This window comes from Methylobacterium sp. UNC378MF, from assembly GCF_900103195.1.
Lineage (GTDB): Bacteria > Pseudomonadota > Alphaproteobacteria > Rhizobiales > Beijerinckiaceae > Methylobacterium.
On record NZ_FMWU01000018.1, the window covers coordinates 1 to 17,155 of the forward strand.

The following is a 17,155-nucleotide window of genomic DNA, read 5'->3' on the forward strand; positions in this document are numbered from 1 at the left end:
ATGGGCAAGGAAAAGTTCTCCCGCACCAAGCCGCACTGCAACATTGGCACGATTGGTCACGTTGACCACGGCAAGACGTCTCTGACGGCGGCGATCACGAAGGTTCTGGCTGAGACGGGCGGGGCGACGTTCACGGCCTACGACCAGATCGACAAGGCTCCGGAGGAGAAGGCGCGCGGGATCACGATCTCGACGGCGCACGTGGAGTACGAGACGCAGAACCGTCACTACGCGCACGTGGATTGCCCCGGCCACGCCGACTACGTGAAGAACATGATCACGGGCGCGGCGCAGATGGACGGCGCGATCCTGGTGGTGTCGGCGGCCGACGGCCCGATGCCGCAGACCCGCGAGCACATCCTTCTGGCGCGCCAGGTCGGCGTTCCGGCGCTGGTGGTGTTCCTCAACAAGGTCGACATGGTCGACGACGAGGAGCTTCTGGAGCTGGTCGAGCTGGAGGTGCGCGAGCTTCTCTCGAAGTACGACTTCCCCGGCGACGACATCCCGATCACCAAGGGCTCGGCGCTGATGGCGCTGGAGGACAAGGAGCCGAAGATCGGCAAGGAGGCCGTTCTGGCGCTGATGGCGACGGTGGATGCCTACATCCCGCAGCCGGAGCGTCCGATCGACCTGCCGTTCCTGATGCCGATCGAGGACGTGTTCTCGATCTCGGGCCGCGGCACGGTCGTGACGGGCCGGGTCGAGCGCGGGATCGTGAAGGTCGGCGAGACGGTGGAGATCGTCGGCATCCGCGACACGCAGACCACGACGGTCACGGGCGTGGAGATGTTCCGCAAGCTGCTCGACCAGGGCCAGGCGGGCGACAACGTCGGGGTGCTGCTGCGCGGCACGAAGCGCGAGGACGTGGAGCGCGGCCAGGTCGTGTGCAAGCCGGGTTCGGTGAAGCCGCACTCGAAGTTCAAGGCCGAGGCCTACATCCTGACCAAGGAGGAGGGTGGCCGTCACACGCCGTTCTTCACCAACTACCGGCCGCAGTTCTACTTCCGCACGACGGACGTGACCGGGATCTGCACGCTTCCCGAAGGCACCGAGATGGTGATGCCGGGCGACAACGTGACCATGGACGTGGCGCTGATCGTGCCGGTGGCCATGGAGGAGAAGCTGCGCTTCGCCATCCGCGAGGGCGGCCGCACCGTCGGCGCCGGCGTCGTCGCCGCCATCAACGACTGAGCTCAAGCAAGCATCCTTAGCAGGGCGCGGCGGGGTGAAAGCCCCGCACACCCCGCCGTCCCTCTCAAGGTTCCAGGATCATGAACGGTCAGAACATCCGTATTCGCCTGAAGGCGTTCGATCACCGCATCCTCGATGCGTCGACCAAGGAGATCGTCTCCACGGCCCGGCGCACCGGCGCGACCATCCGGGGTCCGATCCCGCTCCCGACGCATATCGAGAAGTTCACCGTGAACCGCTCGCCGCACATCGACAAGAAGTCGCGCGAGCAGTTCGAGATGCGCACCCACAAGCGGGTGCTCGATATCGTCGATCCGACGCCGCAGACCGTGGACGCGCTGATGAAGCTCGACCTCGCCGCCGGCGTGGACGTGGAGATCAAGCTCTGAGTCCGCTGAGGACTTAGAGCTTACCGTTTCATCGCGCGAGGGAGAGAACCTATGCGCTCAGGCGTCATCGCACAGAAGGTCGGCATGACCCGCGTCTTTACGGACGCGGGGGAGCATGTCCCCGTCACGGTGCTCAAGATCGACCAGTGCCAGGTGGTTGCCCACCGCACCGTCGAGAAGAACGGCTACGTTGCGCTGCAGGTCGGCGTCGGCAAGGCCAAGGTCAAGAACGTCTCGGCCGCCGAGCGGGGCCGCTTCGCGGTCGCCAAGGTTGAGCCGAAGAAGAAGCTCGCCGAGTTCCGCGTGTCCGAGGACGCGCTGATCCCGGTCGGCGCCGAGATCACCGCGGACCACTTCATCCCCGGCCAGTTCGTGGATGTCACCGGCACCACCACCGGTAAGGGTTTCGCGGGCGGTATCAAGCGCTGGAACTTCGGCGGCCTGCGCGCCACCCACGGCGTGTCGATCTCGCACCGTTCGATCGGTTCCACCGGCGGCCGTCAGGACCCGGGCAAGACCTTCAAGAACAAGAAGATGCCGGGTCACCTCGGCGTCGAGCGGGTCACCACCCAGAACCTGCGCGTCGTGCGCACCGATCCCGAGCGCGGCCTGATCCTCGTCGAGGGCGCGGTTCCGGGCGTCGCCGGCGGCTGGATTCAGATCCGCGATGCGGTGAAGCGCAAGCTCCCCGCCGATGTTCCGCTGCCGGGCAAGTTCCGTGAGAACGGCGCATCCGCCCCGGCTCCCGAGGCCGCTGCGGCTGAGGAGACCGCGTGATGAAGCTCGATATCACCACTCTCGACGGCGCCGGCGCCGGCTCGGTCGAGCTGAACGAGGCGATCTTCGGCCTCGAGCCCCGCGCCGACCTGCTGCAGCGCATGGTTCGCTGGCAGCTCGCCAAGCGCCGTGCCGGAACCCACGCCGTGCAGAACCGCTCGGACGTGAACCGGACCCGCAAGAAGCTGTACAAGCAGAAGGGCACCGGTAACGCCCGTCACGGTGCGGCCTCGGCGCCGCAGTTCCGCGGCGGTGGCCGGGCCTTCGGTCCGGTCGTGCGCGACCACAGCCACGACCTGCCCAAGAAGGTCCGGGCTCTGGCGCTGCGCCATGCCCTATCGGCCAAGGCCAAGGCCTCGACCCTGATCGTCGTCGACGACATCAAGATCGAGGATCACAAGACCAAGGGTCTCGTCGAGCGCTTCGGCAAGATGGGCCTCTCGAACGCGCTGATCATCGGCGGTGCCGAGGTCGACGTGAATTTCGGCCGGGCCGCCCGCGCCATCCCGCAGATCGACGTGCTGCCCGTGCAGGGCATCAACGTCTACGACATCCTGCGCCGCGACACGCTCGTCCTGACGAAGGCTGCCGTCGACGCGCTGGAGGAGCGTTTCAAATGAGTGCCGATCCGCGCCACTACGACATCGTCGTCTCCCCGGTCATCACCGAGAAGGCGACGAACCTGACCGAGCAGAACAAGGTCGTCTTCCGCGTCGCCCCCAAGGCGACGAAGCCTCAGATCAAGGAGGCGGTGGAGAAACTGTTCGACGTGAAGGTCACGGCCGTGAACACCCTTGTCACCAAGGGAAAGAAGAAGATTTTCCGCGGCCTCCGCGGACAGCGCTCCGACGTGAAGAAGGCGATCGTGACCCTTGCCGAGGGCCACTCGATCGACGTCACGACCGGGCTCTGAGGACGGGTTTTAGGGATCCAAGCCGATGGCCTTGAAGACATTCAAACCGGTCACGCCGAGCCTGCGCCAGCTCGTGCTCGTCGACCGCCGTGAGCTCTACAAGGGCAAGCCGGTGAAGGCGCTGACGGAGGGCAAGTCGTCCTCCGGCGGCCGCAACAATCTCGGCCGCATCACCGTCCGCTTCCGCGGCGGCGGCCACAAGCGCGTGCTGCGCAACGTCGACTTCAAGCGTCGCGAACAGCTCGGCGTCGCCGCCACCGTGGAGCGGATCGAGTACGATCCGAACCGGACGGCGTTCATCGCGCTGATCAACTTCCCCGACGGGAAGCAGAGCTACATCCTGGCCCCGCAGCGCCTGCAGCCGGGCGACAAGGTGGTGGCCGGCGAGAACGTCGACATCAAGCCGGGCAATGCCGGTCCGGTCGGCTCGATGCCGGTGGGCACGATCGTCCACAATGTCGAGCTGAAGATCGGCAAGGGCGGCGCGATCGCCCGCTCGGCCGGCAACTACGCGCAGATCGTGGGCCGCGACCAGGGCTACGTGACGCTCCGCCTGAACTCCGGCGAGCAGCGCCTGGTCCACGGTCAGTGCTTCGCCAGCGTCGGCGCGGTCTCGAACCCGGACCACATGAACATCTCGCTCGGCAAGGCCGGGCGCAACCGTTGGCTCGGCAAGCGCCCGCACAACCGCGGCGTGGCGATGAACCCGGTCGACCATCCGCACGGCGGCGGCGAGGGTCGCACCTCGGGCGGCCGCAACCCGGTCACGCCCTGGGGCGTGCCCACCAAGGGGAAGAAGACCCGGTCCAACAAGCGGACCGACGTGTTCATCCTGTCCAGCCGCCACAACCGCAAGAAGTAATCGCTATGGCACGCTCTCTCTGGAAGGGGCCGTTCGTCGACGGCTACCTCTTCAAGAAGGCCGAGGCGGCGCGGGGCTCCTCGCGCTCCGAGGTCATCAAGATCTGGAGCCGCCGCTCCACGATCCTCCCGCAGTTCGTCGGGCTCACCTTCGGTGTGCACAACGGGCAGAAGCACATCCCGGTCTACGTCACCGAGGAGATGGTCGGTCACAAGTTCGGCGAGTTCTCGCCGACCCGCACCTTCCCGGGCCACGCGGCCGACAAGAAGGCGAAGAGGCGCTGAGATGGGCAAGCAAGCCACCCCCCGCGCGCTCCCCGAGAACGAGGCGAAGGCCGTCGCGCGCATGCTGCGCGTCAGCCCGCAGAAGCTCAACCTCGTGGCGCAGATGATCCGCGGCAAGAAGGTCGACACGGCGCTCGCCGAGTTGCAGTTCTCGCGCAAGCGGATTTCGACCGAGGTCAAGAAGTGCCTCGAGAGCGCCATCGCCAACGCCGAGAACAACCACGACCTGGACGTGGACGACCTCGTCGTCTCTCAGGCCTTCGTGGGCAAGGCGCTGGTTCTCAAGCGTTTCCACGCCCGCGCCCGCGGTCGCGGCGCGCGCATCCTGAAGCCCTTCTCGAACCTCACCATCGTGGTTCGCGAAGTCCGCCAGGCCGAAGCGGCCTGAGGAGGATCTGATGGGCCAGAAAGTCAATCCGATCGGTCTCCGGCTCGGCATCAACCGGACCTGGGATTCCCGCTGGTTCGCCAACAAGGGCGACTACGCGAAGCTCATGCACGAGGACGTCGCGATCCGCGCCGCCCTCATGAAGCAGCTCAAGCAGGCGGCGGTCTCCAAGATCGTCATCGAGCGTCCGCACCGGAAGTGCCGCGTCACCATCCACTCGGGTCGTCCGGGCGTGGTGATCGGCAAGAAGGGCGCCGACATCGAGAAGCTGCGCAAGCTCGTCGGCACCATGACCAAGGCCGACGTGACCATCAACATCGTCGAGGTGCGCAAGCCCGAGATCGACGCCACCCTGGTGGCCGACTCGATCGCCCAGCAGCTCGAGCGCCGCGTCGCCTTCCGTCGTGCCATGAAGCGGGCGGTTCAGTCGGCCATGCGTCTGGGCGCCGAGGGCATCCGGATCAACTGCTCGGGCCGTCTCGGCGGCGCCGAGATCGCCCGCCAGGAATGGTACCGCGAGGGCCGCGTTCCGCTGCACACGCTGCGCGCCGATGTCGATTACGGGACCGCTACGGCGTTCACGACCTACGGCACCTGCGGCATCAAGGTGTGGGTGTTCAAGGGCGAGATCCTCGAGCACGACCCGATGGCCCAGGACAAGAAGGCCCAGGAAGAGGGCGGCCGCTCCGGCGGACGCCGTGAGCGCGATGGCGAGGGCGGCCGTGAGCGCGGACGCCGCGATCGCGAGCACGCGTAAGGTAGGAAGCCATGCTGCAACCGAAAAAGACCCGCTTCCGCAAGCAGTTCAAGGGCCGCATCCACGGTGCGGCCAAGGGCGGCTTCGAGCTGAACTTCGGCCAGTTCGGCCTGAAGGCGGTGGAGCCTGAGCGCGTCACCGCCCGGCAGATCGAGGCGGCCCGCCGCGCGATCACCCGCGAGATGAAGCGTCAGGGCCGCGTCTGGATCCGGGTCTTCCCGGACGTGCCGGTTTCCTCGAAGCCGACCGAGGTCCGCATGGGCTCCGGTAAGGGCGCTCCGGATTATTGGGCCGCCCGCGTGCATCCCGGACGGATCATGTTCGAGGTCGACGGCGTTGCCGAGAACATCGCCAAAGAGGCGCTCCGCCTCGGCGCCGCGAAGCTCCCGATCCGCACGCGGGTCGTCCAGCGCATCGCCGACTGAACGGAGGATATCGTGAAGTCGACCCAACGAGTGTCTGATCTCAAGGCCCTGTCGCCGGATCAGCTGAATGACGAGTTGATCAACCTCAAGAAGGAGCAGTTCAACCTGCGCTTCCAGGGGGCCACCGGCCAGCTCGAGAACGTCGCCCGCGTCCGTGAGGTCCGCCGCGACATCGCCCGTGTCCGGACTCTGCAGCGTTCCAAGACGCTGCAGCAGGCCAAGGGCTGAGGCGGGTTTTAGGAGACAACCATGCCGAAGCGCATCCTGCAGGGCACCGTCGTCAGCGACAAGGGTGAGAAGACCATCGTGGTGAAGGTGGAGCGCCGCTTCACGCACCCGGTGATGAAGAAGACCGTGCGTCGCTCGAAGAACTACCACGCGCACGACGAGGCGAATGCCGCCAAGGTCGGGCAGACGGTGTTCATCGAAGAGTGCCGTCCGTTCTCGAAGACCAAGACCTGGAAGCTGGTCGAGGGCGAGGCCGCCCAGGCCGAAGCCGGCGAGGCGGCTTGATCGAACGGCGGTCGGGGTCGAAGGGTCCCGGGCGCGTTCTGGGCCGGCGACGGGTCACGTGCGATTGGTGGGAGCCTCGCGGCAACGCGGGGCTTTCGCGTTTTCGCGGCTCAGATCGTTTGAATCTCGCTCCCTCCGCCATGAGGCACGAGGTTCATCGGATATGTGCGCGCCTCAATCAGCGTGCTGCCGTGAGGGTTGCTTCGCTCCGTTCACATGGCCAGTGCGCTGAAGCGGTCCCAATCGTCATCGAGTCAAGTCAGGCGCTGTTGCTGCCTGCCGGTTCGTGACCACTGTCAGAACCTCCCCTGTGGAGTAGCCTGATAGTCGCTGAGAGAGGGCCGTCTCGGCACAGTTATGACGCGCAGCGCCGCGGCTCGTTCGGGCAACTCGACACGTCGTCCGATGTCTGGGTATCGGGCGAGCAGATCGAAGCAATCTCGTGTTGCGTTCTGGGCGTCCCGAGCCGCGCTGGGGTTTCTGGCTTGAAGATAAGCGGCAATGTCGGTCAAGCGGTGGGCCGCCCGGCGCGAAAGGCGAAACTTCACGGCTCAAACCGCCGGAAGGCAGCCTTTACCTCTTCGTCCGTCGCGATATCGCCACGGCCAATCTCATCGAGGCCATCGAGGACGTCTTGAGGGTCCTCGGAATCGATCTCGACGGTCGCGCCGAGGCTGATGAGATCAAGCATCGCCTGGGCGATTGTCTCCTGTGTGTCCAGCGGCATGCGGCGGACGGCTTCGACGGCCTTGTCGCGTAGATCGGTCATGGCGTGCGGCAATCCCGGAACGGCAGACGGCCCCGGAGAAGCTCCGAGGCCGCCAAGTCTCTCGCGTCGATGAGCTAGCCGCAGGCTCGTTCCGGCTGCGGCGGCGAGGCTTACGCCTCGCCCTCGTCCAGATCGTCCGCCGTCGGTGCGGCATTCTCCAGGATCTTCTCGGCGACGAGACCGGAATTCTGCCGGATCGAACCCTCGATCTCGGCGGCGATCTTGGGGTTGTCGCGCAGGAAGCCCTTCGAGTTCTCGCGACCCTGGCCGAGGCGCTGGCTGTTATACGAGAACCAGGCCCCGGACTTCTCGACGATCCCGGCCTTCACGCCGAGGTCGATCAACTCGCCGACCTTCGACACGCCCTCGCCGAACATGATGTCGAACTCGACCTGCTTGAACGGCGGGGCGACCTTGTTCTTCACCACCTTCACGCGGACCTGGTTGCCGATCGCCTCGTCGCGGTCCTTCAGCGTGGAGATGCGGCGGATGTCGAGGCGCACCGAGGCGTAGAACTTCAAGGCGTTGCCGCCCGTGGTCGTCTCCGGGCTGCCGTACATCACGCCGATCTTCATCCGGATCTGGTTGATGAAGATGACCATGCAGTTCGAGCGCGAGATCGAGCCGGTCAGCTTGCGCAGGGCCTGGCTCATCAGGCGGGCCTGAAGGCCGGGCTGGCTCTCGCCCATCTCGCCCTCGATCTCGGCCCGCGGGGTCAGCGCGGCGACCGAATCGACCACCAGCACGTCGATGGCGCCCGAGCGCACCAGCGTGTCGGTGATCTCCAGGGCCTGCTCACCCGTATCGGGTTGCGAGATCAGCAGGTCGTCGAGGTTCACGCCGAGCTTGCGGGCGTAGACCGGGTCGAGGGCGTGCTCGGCATCCACGAAGGCGCAGACGCCGCCCTTCTTCTGGGCCTCCGCGATGGTGTGGAGCGCCAGCGTCGTCTTGCCGGAGGATTCGGGGCCGTAGATCTCGATCACCCGGCCGCGGGGCAGGCCGCCGACGCCGAGGGCGATGTCGAGGCCCAGCGATCCGGTCGAGACCGTCTCGACCTCCTGAACCTTGTCGTTCTTGCCGAGCCGCATGATCGAGCCCTTGCCGAAGGCACGCTCGATCTGAGCCAGGGCGGCATCAATGGCCTTGGACTTGTCCTTGTCCACCGGGGGCATATCGACCACTTTCAATGCGGGCTGGGCCATCTGGCGGGCTCCTTATGAAGGGGTTGGACGCAGTTCACAACGCGCGTCGCCACCGCCTCGGTGTACCTGTTTTGTTCTCATCCGGCAAGAGCGGGTGGCCGTTTTCGGCTGCGATCGATCCAGGGTTGATGAGCCGGCGACCGCATCGTCGCCGTGAGCGGAGGGATCGGGTCCGAAGACGGGCCGAGATCCTTCCGAGCCACCGCGGCATCGTCATCCCGGCCCGCGCAGCGGAGCCCGGAACGACCGTGCTCCGGGCTGTCTTGGCCGGAGATCCCGTGCCTGCACGGAAGGCGGAGGATCTCCCGCTCGCACGCGGAGGCGCGGTCGCGCCTCAATCCGCCATCGTCTTCTTCACGGTCTCGACGAGCTGCTTGAGGCTGAAGGGCTTCGGCAGGAAGTTGAAGGTCTCCCCTTCCGGCAGGTTCTTGCGGAACGCATCCTCGGCATAGCCGGAGACGAAGATCACCTTCAGGTCGGGCTGATGCTTGCGCACCTCCCGCAGGAGGGTCGGGCCGTCCATCTCGGGCATGACCACATCGGAGACCACGAGGTCGATCGTCTGGGCGCCCTCGCGGACGATCGCCAGCGCCTCGAGACCCGAGGCCGCCTCCAGGACCGTGTAGCCGCGGGCCGAGAGCGCCCGGCTGTTGACTGCCCGCACCGGATCCTCGTCCTCGACGAGCAGGATTGTCCCCTGCCCCGTATGGTCCGCGGCGGGCTTGCGCGGCGCCGGCTTGTCGGCCTTGGCCAAGACCGGCCCACCTTGCGGCGCCAGGGTGTCGCCGCCCTCGCCGGGCTTGGCATCGGGCTTCGGCGAGGCGGCGATCGCCGCGAGCGGCTCCGCGCGCGGGAGGGATGGATCCGCGGTCGGGGCCGGGATCTCCTCCGGCTCGGCGACGGGCACGTGCCGCGGCAGGTAGATGCGGAAGGCGGTCCCCTCCCCGATCTTCGACTGGACGTCGATCGTGCCGCCGGACTGCTTGACGATACCGAACACCGTCGAGAGGCCGAGGCCCGTGCCCTTGCCGATCTCCTTGGTGGTGAAGAACGGCTCGAAGATCTTCTCCATCAGCTCGGGCGGAATGCCCTGGCCGGTGTCGCGCACCTCGATCAGCACATGGTCGCCCGCCGGCGCCCCGCCACGTCCCTCCGCGTCGACGGCCGTCCCCGGATCGGTGACGTTCTCGGTGCGGATCATCAGCTTGCCGCCCTCCGGCATGGCATCGCGGGCGTTGACTGCCAGATTGACGATCACCTGCTCGAACTGGTTGACGTCGGCCTTCACCGGCCAGACCTCGCGGCCGTGCTTCAGCTCCAGGGCGACGCGCTCGCCGAGGAGCCGCTTGAGCAGGAGCGTCAATTCGGAGAGAGCCTCCCCGACATTCATCACCTCGGGACGCAGAGTCTGCCTGCGGGAGAACGCCAGGAGCTGGCGGACGAGGCCCGCTGCCCGATTGGCGTTCTGCTTGATCTGCATGATGTCTTGGAAAGCCGGGTCGGTCGGCCGGTGGCTCGCGAGCAGCAGGTCGGAGTAACCGATGATCGCCTGCAGCACGTTGTTGAAGTCGTGCGCGATGCCGCCGGCAAGCTGACCCACCGCGTTCATCTTCTGGGCCTGGGCGACCTGCTGCTCCAGCTGACGCTGCGCCGTCGTGTCGAGGGCGTACAGGATCACCCGCTCGGCCTCGTCGGTCTGCTGGCCGGGATCGCCGCCATCGGCCGGGCTGAGCCAGACCCGGGCGGAGCGACCGCCGGGCCCGTTCAGCTGAACCTCGATCGGCTCCGGATCGGTCCGGCCGCTGGCCGCACGGGCGAGCCCGGCTTCCAGCGCGGTCCGGTCGGCCACCGAATCGGCGACGTTGGGCTCGATCCGGGACCCGCTGTCCCCGTCGAGGGCGCCGTCCTCCGCCTGGCGCGGCACCGTGCCGAACAGCCGGGTGAAGGAGGCGTTGGCCCGGGCGATCCGGCCGGTACTGTCGAGGGTGGCGATGGCGATCGGCGAGTTGTTGAGGAAGCGGGCGAGCCGCACCTCGGCGGCGCGCTGCGGCTCGTCGGTCTCGGCCCCGGCGGAGCGGTTGATCACGAAGGTCCGCGAGGAGCCGGGCTTGCCGTCCTTGCCGAAGGCGACCCGGTGGTAGAGCCGCACCGGCAGCGTGTGGCCGTTGCGGCGGCGCAGGTCGAGGTCGAAGCGGTCGGTGCGGACCTCGCCGGGGAGGCCGGCGGTGCGCACGAGGACGTCCGCCTCCGGCGCGATCTCGGTGAGATGCGGCCCGCCGGGGCCGACGCTGGCGAGATCGTAGCCCAGCCAGGCGGCGAGCGTCGCGTTCATGTAGACGATGGCGCCGGCCGGATCGATCGACAGGAAGCCCGCCGGGGCGTGGTCGAGATAGTCGATGGCGTGCTGCAGTTCCTGGAAGACGTTCTCCTGCCGCTCGCGCTCGGCAGTGATGTCGGCGACCGTCCAGAGGGAGGCCGCCCGGCGCGGGCGCGCGAGCGGCCGCACCGAGACCCGGTACCATCCGAAGCCGCGCTCGCCGGCCGTAGGGCCGAGCGGCGGCGACATGCGGACCTCTTCGGTGTGGGCCCTGGCATCGCGCGAGGCCTGCGACAGCCGGTAGACCGCCTCGGAGACCTCCGGAGAGCCAACCAGGATGCGCTCAACCGGCACGAGATTCGAGAAGGTGTCGCCACTGGCGATCCGCAGATAGGCCTCGTTGGCGTAGATCAGCCGGCCCCCCTCCTCGACAACCAGCTTGCCGTCCGGCGAGGCATCGACGATCCCCTTGGTGATGTCGTCCCGGGCGGCACTGCCGCTGAGCTGGAGCGCCCCGATGGCGAGGGCGAACAGGAAGAACACGCCCGCCATGGCCAGCAGGGCCAGGAGCCAGACGATCAGCGACTGGGCCTGCTCGTTGGCCACGAAGGACAGGCCGATGGCGGCGCCGACCAGAAGCCCGGCCAGCACGAGGAGCAGGCCGACCCGGCCCGGCTGCTCCGACCGGTCGATCGAGCCCGTCCCCAGCAGGGCGGACGCCTGTGAGACCGGAGGCCCCGAATTCTGCGGGCCCGCGGCAGGCGCCGGAGGTCCAGTGACGTCGGCCATCGGCTTCATTCCAGAACAGTCACCCGGTTGGTCAGCCGGCCATATCAGGACATGCGGAGCGCGGCACCACTCTCGTCGCGCCAAGCCTTGATACAGCCTCGCGAAAAAAGGTGGAGGAAGCGTGGCTTTCGGTCGGCTGCGGCGCCGCGGCGTGACGCGGTTCCTAGGCTGCCCGTCTCCGCAGCCGCAGCACGAACCCGATGACCTCCGCCACCGCGCGGTAATGCTCGGCCGGGATCTCCCGGTCGATCTCCACGGTGGCGTGGAGCGCGCGGGCGAGCGGCGGGTTCTCGATCACGGCGACGCCGTGCTCGGCCGCCACCGCGCGGATGCGCAGGGCCAGGGCGTCGACGCCCTTGGCGACGCAGATCGGCGCGGCCATGCCGGTCTCGTAGCGCAGCGCCACCGCGTAGTGGGTCGGGTTCGTGACCACCACGGTGGCGGTGGGGACCGCCGCCATCATGCGCTTCTTCACCCGGGCCATCCGCAATTGCCTGAGGCGACCCTTGACCTCCGGGTTGCCCTCGGACTCCTTCATCTCCTGCTTGAGTTCCTCCTTCGACATCCGGTGGCGTTTGCGCCAGCGGAACCGCGCGTAGAGGGCGTCAGCCAGGGTGATCGCGAGGTGCATGCACAGCATGCCGGCGAGGAGCTTCAGGCTGAGGGACAGGATCGCCGGCATGGAGGTGGCCGGGTCCAGGCGGGCGAACACCTCCAGCCGGTCGCGGTCGTTCCACAGCATCACCGCGCCGACGACGCCTACGGCGCCGATCTTGGCCAGCCCCTTGCCGAACTGGAACAGGGCCTCGACGCCGAGGAGCCGCTTCACGCCTGCCATCGGCGAGAGGCGCGAGAATTTCGGCATCAGTGTCTCGGCGGAGAAGACCAGCGGGTGCTGCAGGAGCCCTGCGGCCAGCCCGGCCACGACCGCGAGGCCCACCGGCACGGCGACCGCCTGGACCCACAGCCACAGGCCCCGCGTCATGGCCTCCTTCATCGCCGTGGCGTCGTCCGGCAGGGTATGGGCGTTGGCGAGATAGGCCTTGAGGCCGTGCAGCAGGTTCGTGGCGATGCTCGGGGCCGCGACCAGCAGGGTCAGGGTGAACGCGCCCAGCATTGCGAAGGTGTTGATCTCGGTGCTGGTCGCGACGTCGCCGCGCTCGATCGCCTGATCGAGCCGTCGTTGGGACGGCTCCTCGGTCTTGTCCTCGTCGTCGGTATCGTCGGCCATCTCGCGTCGCGCTCAGAGCGGGAACATCGTCGGGACACGGGCGAGCCGGCCACTCAGCGGCCGACGTAATCCCCGAGATACCGGCCCAGATCGTCCAGGAAGACGCCCATCATCACGCCGAGGCAGCCCATCAGCAGCAGCATGCCGATCAGCATCGAGGCCGGGACCGCCAGGAAGAACACCTGCAATTGCGGCATCAGCCGGGAGAGCACGCCGAGCCCCAGGTTGAACAGGATCCCGAAGGCGATGAACGGACCGGAGATCTGCACCGCCAGGGCGAAGCCCCGGGCGAGCGCCTTGGTGGCCAGCATCAGCGCGTCCGAGAAGGACGGCACGCCGTCGGGCGGCAGCACCACGTAGCTGCGGGCCACACCCTCGATGGCGAGGTGGTGCAGGTCCGCCGCGAAGATCAGCGTGATCCCGAGCAGCGACAGGAAGTTGCCGATCGCCACCTGCTGACCGCCCTGGCTCGGATCCACCGTCATGGCGTAGGACAGGCCGAGCTGCGCCGCGATGATCACGCCGGCGGTCTGGAGAGCGGCGAGGATCATCCGCACCGTCAGGCCGAGCACCAGCCCGATGATCGTCTCGCCGAACAGGAGGCCGATCAGCCGCGGGCCGGGCACGCCCTCCGTCCCGCCGAGCAGCGGGCGAACGGTCGGGAACAGCACCAGGCTGGTGAGCAGCGCGAAGGCGAGGCGCAGCCGCGGCGACACCGTCTGCTCGCCGATCCCCGGCATCAGCATGATCAGCGTGCCGATGCGCGCGAAGGTGATCAGGTAGGCCGAGGCGATGCCGGGCAGGAGCAGGTTCATCGCGGCCCCTATGGCACGCGTGGACCGCGCCTGTCCCGGCCGGCGCGCGCATCAGCCGCCGGCCGCGATGTGGGCGGCGATGCGGGTCATGTAGCCGGCCATGGCGTCGCCGATGAAGGGCAGCATCAGCAGGAGCACGGCGAAGACTGCCACGATCTTGGGCACGTAGATCAGCGTCTGCTCCTGGACCTGGGTCAGGGCCTGGACCAGGGAGACCGCGAGCCCGACCGCGAGGGCGACCAGCATCAGCGGCCCGGCGCATTTGAGGAACACGAAGATGCCGTCGCGGGCGACATCGAGGATGGCGAGGCCGGTCATGGGAATGCGATCTGTGCGGGCGGAGTGGGCGGGGAAACGGTCGGCCGGTCAGATCTGCATGCGCATGATCTCCTCGTAGGCGGAGATCATGCGGTCGCGTACCGCCACCATGGTCTGGAGGGCGGTCTCGCTCTCGGCCACCGCGGTGACCACGTCCACGACGTTGGCCTTGCCGGCGGCGGCCGAGACGGCCTGTGTGTCGGCCCGACGGCCGGCATCGCCGACGCTGTCCAGGGTCTGCCCGAGCATCTGCATGAAGTCGGTGCCGGTGCCGGTCGTCGGCTGCACCCGGGGTGCGGGCCGGCCGCCGGCGAGGCCCTGGACGGCCGCGTAGGCACCCGCCGCGAAGTTGCTCGAAGCCATCGCCATGCGTCCTTGCTATGCGGTCCTGCCGCGGGCCCCGGGGCTCACTTCAGGATGCCGAGGGTCTGCGCCAGCATCTTGCGGGTGGCGCTGATCATGTTGAGGTTCGCCTCGTAGGAGCGCTGAGCCTCGCGCAGATCCATGTTCTCGATCAGCGCGTTGACGTTGGGCATCTGCACCACGCCCTGGGCATCGGCCGCGGGGTTGCCCGGCTCGTACTTGGTCCGGAAGGCCGACGGATCCCGCCGGACACGACCGGCCTCGACGAGCTTGGCGCCGGTCTCGTCGTCGAGGTGACTGGTAAAAGTCGGGATCTTGCGGCGGTAGGGCTGAGCGCCGGCGGAGGCCGGTGCGGAATCGGCGTTGGCGATGTTCTCGGCGATGATGCGCATCCGGCCCGACTGGGCCTTGAGGCCCGCTGCCGCCACCGCCAGTGACTTCGTGAATTCCATGGCTCAGGACCCTCCTGCTGCCGCGACCCTGCGGCCGTCAGCGCTCCACCGTCGGCGGTCGCGCATCAGCTCTTGCCGATCGCGATCTTCAGGGTGGTCAGGCTGTGCTGATACAGCGAGGCGGCGAGTTGGTAGTCCGACTGGTTCTCGCCCGCCTTCATCATCTCGTCCTCGAGGTTGACGCCGTTTCCGCTCGGGCGGATCTCGAAGCCCTTGGCGCGCTTGGAATCGGCTCCGACCGTCTGGCCGCGCGGGGCCATGTGGCCTGCGCTCGTGAGCGTCAGGCTGGAGGCGGTGGTGGCGAGGGCACCGGTCGCCCGGTCGAAGCGCGGCTCCACGAGGTCGCGGGGCTTGAACCCCGGCATGTCGGCATTGGCGACGTTCTCGGCGATCACGCCCTGGCGCGCCTGCGCCCATTGCATCCGTGTGCGCAGCATGCTCAGCACGGGCAGATCGGTGAGGGCCATGGTCGCCTCCGGGATGGCGTGGCCGCGCCGGGACGAGCGGGCTCGGCAAAATCTGCCGCCTGCATGGTTAACAGCGCGTTAAGCTTGGTCGCAGGGATGGCCGGTTCTGGCGCCGGATGCGGCTACGGATTGGGGTTCCTCCGTGCAGCGGGCGAAGAAGCAGCCCGGCACGCCACCGTCGGCCGGCGTCGCGGCGTGCCCGAACGGCGGGGACTCGCCCTGTAGCTCGGCCGGTGAATCCAGATGCGCCGCGATCGTGACATCCTGGCCGTAATCGCAGAGCGGCGTGTAGGCGATGTCGCACACCGCCCAGACGGGCCGGCCGTGATCGTTGAACACCTGGAACACCGACCAGCGCGCGTTCCCAGCGCGTTCGGTCCCGCGGCGGTGCTGCAGGCAGCGCGACGGCGCCCCGTCCGGCCCGGCGCTCTACTCGTAGGGGCGCCCGCGGGCTTCCCATCGCGCGGCCATCGCGGCTGCCGAAGGGCCGCCGAATGTCGGTTCAGCCGGGCCGGCGGCGCAGTCCCGACCTATTCTCTTGTTCGCGCTCAATTAAAAGGTCTGTTAACGAACTCTTAACGTCGTTTGCCTTGCCTCCCCCCGCGCATGGTATGGACAAGCCCGTGCCGACGCGCACCCGCGGCGGTCGGAACGTGCGAGTGCGTAATCTTGCGATGGCTGCAATCCGTGTTCGGCTCTGACGGCTCCCCCATCGTCCAGTATATCGTCATCTTCGCCGTCATCTTCACGGCGCTCGCGGCGATCGTGTTCACGGTGCGCCGGCTGACCGGCCGGAGCCTCGCCCTGCCGGGGCGGTCCGGGAGCCGCGGCCGCCAGCCGCGGCTCGGGATCGTCGACGTGTACGAGCTCGACCGCGCCCGGCAGCTGATCCTGCTGCGCCGGGACAATGTCGAGCACCTGCTGCTCGTGGGCGGTCCCAACGATGTCGTGGTCGAGCGCAACATCCAGCGCGGCCAGCGGCCTTTGCCGGAGGCGGCCATCCGGCCGGACCTCACGCCGGAGCCCCTGGACGAGCCGCTGCCCGATCCCCTCGTCCAGGGCGGCCGGCTGCCCGAGCCCCCTCGGGGCCTGCCCGAATCCGGCGGGCGACGCGCGGAGCCGCTGTTCGATCCGGGCTTCGAGATGCCCATCGTGGTGCCGCCGCCGGTTCCGCGCTCCGCATCGGCCCCGCCCGTCACGCTGCCCCTCGACGCCGCGTTGTTCGGCGGCGACGAGCCCGGCCAGGATATCTCGGCGCCCCTGACCCCCGTTCCGCCCCCGCTGCCCTCGCCCGGCCCGTCGGCACCAGCACCGGCGGCGGAACCGCCCGCGCCACCGGCCCGGGAGCCGATCACGCCGCGGCGGATCCTGAGCCGGACCGCGCCACCGCTGATCGAGCCCCGGCCCACTTCCGCCTCCGAGCGCAAGCCCGAAGCCGCACCGGCCGAGCCGGAGCCGGTGCGTCCGGCGCCGAGCCTCGCAGTTCCGTCCGAGCGCAAGTCCGTCGATCCGGTGGTGCTGTCCGACATGGCCCGGCAGCTCCAGGCCGCCCTGTCGCGCTCGTCCTCGGCCGTGACGCCGCCGCCCGCGCCGACTCCGGCCGCGCCCGAGGGCGTCGATCCGCTCGCGGCTGCGATGGCCAGTGCCCCGGTCAATCCGGTGCCTCCGCCCGCGGCTGCGCCGGAGGCTCCTCCGCCACCGGAGCCGACCCCGCCCAAGCCCGTGCCGCCGGCACCTCCGAAGACCGACCCCCTTCCGCCCCCGCCCCCGCCCCCGCCCCCGCCCGCCGCGCCCCCCGTCCAGCGGCCGGAGGCGAAGACCTCTGGCAATCCATTCTCTGTGGAAGAGATCGAAGCCGAGTTCGCCCGCCTGCTGGGTCGTCCCCTCGACAAGCGGAGCTGAAGGCTCCGTCAGGTCCGCTGCCAAGCGGCGC

Annotated in this window: 23 protein-coding genes; 13 read left to right on the forward strand and 10 right to left on the reverse strand. The window is 68.5% G+C overall.

Translation table 11 applies throughout. The annotated features are described in order from the left end of the window. The 12 genes from tuf (at nucleotide 1) to rpsQ (ending at nucleotide 6,499) form a co-directional block, all read left to right on the forward strand. Nucleotides 1–1,191, forward strand: coding sequence for an elongation factor Tu (gene tuf, locus BLT59_RS18870; protein WP_091778141.1), 1,191 nt, complete (start codon nucleotides 1–3; stop codon nucleotides 1,189–1,191). A gap of 80 nt (nucleotides 1,192–1,271) precedes the next feature. Then, nucleotides 1,272–1,580: a 30S ribosomal protein S10 gene (rpsJ, locus tag BLT59_RS18875; protein WP_043351245.1), complete on the forward strand. Its 309-nt coding sequence runs from the start codon at nucleotides 1,272–1,274 to the stop codon at nucleotides 1,578–1,580. A 51-nt stretch (nucleotides 1,581–1,631) separates the two neighbouring features. Further along, complete coding sequence (gene rplC, locus BLT59_RS18880; protein ID WP_043351246.1) at nucleotides 1,632–2,357, forward strand: 50S ribosomal protein L3; 726 nt, start codon at nucleotides 1,632–1,634, stop codon at nucleotides 2,355–2,357. Next, complete coding sequence (gene rplD, locus BLT59_RS18885) at nucleotides 2,357–2,977, forward strand: 50S ribosomal protein L4 (protein WP_091783715.1); 621 nt, start codon at nucleotides 2,357–2,359, stop codon at nucleotides 2,975–2,977. Before rplC ends, rplD begins: the two co-directional genes overlap by 1 nt. After that, the gene (locus BLT59_RS18890; RefSeq protein ID WP_020094257.1) at nucleotides 2,974–3,270 is read left to right on the forward strand and encodes a 50S ribosomal protein L23; all 297 of its coding nucleotides are present in this window, start codon (nucleotides 2,974–2,976) and stop codon (nucleotides 3,268–3,270) included. The genes rplD and BLT59_RS18890 overlap by 4 nt, the downstream gene beginning before the upstream one ends. A 25-nt stretch (nucleotides 3,271–3,295) precedes the next feature. Next, on the forward strand, nucleotides 3,296–4,132 hold the full coding sequence (gene rplB / locus BLT59_RS18895; protein WP_091783717.1) for a 50S ribosomal protein L2: 837 nt from the start codon (nucleotides 3,296–3,298) through the stop codon (nucleotides 4,130–4,132). Nucleotides 4,133–4,137: 5 nt separating this feature from the next. Beyond that, the gene (gene rpsS, locus BLT59_RS18900; protein ID WP_012319190.1) at nucleotides 4,138–4,416 is read left to right on the forward strand and encodes a 30S ribosomal protein S19; all 279 of its coding nucleotides are present in this window, start codon (nucleotides 4,138–4,140) and stop codon (nucleotides 4,414–4,416) included. Between the two features lies 1 nt (nucleotide 4,417). Then, the gene (rplV, locus tag BLT59_RS18905; RefSeq protein WP_012319191.1) at nucleotides 4,418–4,804 is read left to right on the forward strand and encodes a 50S ribosomal protein L22; all 387 of its coding nucleotides are present in this window, start codon (nucleotides 4,418–4,420) and stop codon (nucleotides 4,802–4,804) included. Nucleotides 4,805–4,814: 10 nt separating this feature from the next. Further along, nucleotides 4,815–5,561 (forward strand): 30S ribosomal protein S3, encoded by a 747-nt coding sequence (gene rpsC, locus BLT59_RS18910; RefSeq protein ID WP_091783719.1) that lies wholly within the window; start codon nucleotides 4,815–4,817, stop codon nucleotides 5,559–5,561. A gap of 11 nt (nucleotides 5,562–5,572) precedes the next feature. Next, nucleotides 5,573–5,986 carry a 50S ribosomal protein L16 gene (gene rplP / locus BLT59_RS18915; protein ID WP_012319193.1) on the forward strand — a complete coding sequence of 138 codons (414 nt, stop codon included), beginning with the start codon at nucleotides 5,573–5,575 and terminating at the stop codon, nucleotides 5,984–5,986. A gap of 12 nt (nucleotides 5,987–5,998) precedes the next feature. Further along, entirely contained in the window at nucleotides 5,999–6,214 is a 216-nt protein-coding gene (gene rpmC, locus BLT59_RS18920) for a 50S ribosomal protein L29 (protein ID WP_091719333.1), read from the forward strand. A gap of 21 nt (nucleotides 6,215–6,235) precedes the next feature. Next, nucleotides 6,236–6,499, forward strand: a complete 264-nt coding sequence (gene rpsQ / locus BLT59_RS18925; protein WP_091783721.1) for a 30S ribosomal protein S17 — start codon at nucleotides 6,236–6,238, stop codon at nucleotides 6,497–6,499. Nucleotides 6,500–7,043: 544 nt separating this feature from the next. Here rpsQ and BLT59_RS18935 read toward each other — a convergent pair. The 10 genes from BLT59_RS18935 to BLT59_RS18980 all read right to left on the reverse strand — a co-directional run bounded on the left by BLT59_RS18935 (nucleotide 7,044) and on the right by BLT59_RS18980 (nucleotide 15,561). Further along, the gene (locus tag BLT59_RS18935) at nucleotides 7,044–7,268 is read right to left on the reverse strand and encodes a hypothetical protein (RefSeq protein ID WP_091783729.1); all 225 of its coding nucleotides are present in this window, start codon (nucleotides 7,266–7,268) and stop codon (nucleotides 7,044–7,046) included. Between the two features lie 110 nt (nucleotides 7,269–7,378). Further along, nucleotides 7,379–8,470, reverse strand: coding sequence for a recombinase RecA (gene recA / locus BLT59_RS18940; RefSeq protein WP_026605101.1), 1,092 nt, complete (start codon nucleotides 8,468–8,470; stop codon nucleotides 7,379–7,381). A gap of 334 nt (nucleotides 8,471–8,804) precedes the next feature. Beyond that, on the reverse strand, nucleotides 8,805–11,576 hold the full coding sequence (locus BLT59_RS18945; RefSeq protein ID WP_091784118.1) for a cell cycle histidine kinase CckA: 2,772 nt from the start codon (nucleotides 11,574–11,576) through the stop codon (nucleotides 8,805–8,807). A 163-nt stretch (nucleotides 11,577–11,739) separates the two neighbouring features. Further along, nucleotides 11,740–12,807, reverse strand: a complete 1,068-nt coding sequence (flhB, locus tag BLT59_RS18950) for a flagellar biosynthesis protein FlhB (protein WP_091783733.1) — start codon at nucleotides 12,805–12,807, stop codon at nucleotides 11,740–11,742. Nucleotides 12,808–12,860: 53 nt separating this feature from the next. Beyond that, entirely contained in the window at nucleotides 12,861–13,622 is a 762-nt protein-coding gene (fliR, locus tag BLT59_RS18955; protein WP_091783735.1) for a flagellar biosynthetic protein FliR, read from the reverse strand. Nucleotides 13,623–13,673: 51 nt separating this feature from the next. After that, on the reverse strand, nucleotides 13,674–13,940 hold the full coding sequence (locus BLT59_RS18960) for a flagellar biosynthetic protein FliQ (RefSeq protein WP_091783738.1): 267 nt from the start codon (nucleotides 13,938–13,940) through the stop codon (nucleotides 13,674–13,676). 48 nt (nucleotides 13,941–13,988) lie between these two features. Beyond that, nucleotides 13,989–14,303, reverse strand: coding sequence for a flagellar hook-basal body complex protein FliE (fliE, locus tag BLT59_RS18965; RefSeq protein ID WP_091784121.1), 315 nt, complete (start codon nucleotides 14,301–14,303; stop codon nucleotides 13,989–13,991). A gap of 44 nt (nucleotides 14,304–14,347) precedes the next feature. Continuing rightward, complete coding sequence (gene flgC, locus BLT59_RS18970; protein WP_020094248.1) at nucleotides 14,348–14,755, reverse strand: flagellar basal body rod protein FlgC; 408 nt, start codon at nucleotides 14,753–14,755, stop codon at nucleotides 14,348–14,350. A 65-nt stretch (nucleotides 14,756–14,820) separates the two neighbouring features. After that, nucleotides 14,821–15,222 (reverse strand): flagellar basal body rod protein FlgB, encoded by a 402-nt coding sequence (gene flgB / locus BLT59_RS18975; RefSeq protein WP_091783741.1) that lies wholly within the window; start codon nucleotides 15,220–15,222, stop codon nucleotides 14,821–14,823. Between the two features lie 78 nt (nucleotides 15,223–15,300). After that, entirely contained in the window at nucleotides 15,301–15,561 is a 261-nt protein-coding gene (locus tag BLT59_RS18980) for a hypothetical protein (RefSeq protein WP_210185981.1), read from the reverse strand. Nucleotides 15,562–15,909: 348 nt separating this feature from the next. Here BLT59_RS18980 and BLT59_RS18985 point away from each other — a divergent pair, with 348 nt between their 5' ends. Continuing rightward, a complete protein-coding gene (locus BLT59_RS18985; RefSeq protein ID WP_244514053.1) occupies nucleotides 15,910–17,124 on the forward strand; it encodes a hypothetical protein in 1,215 nt (404 codons plus the stop codon). Nucleotides 17,125–17,155 lie beyond the last annotated feature (31 nt).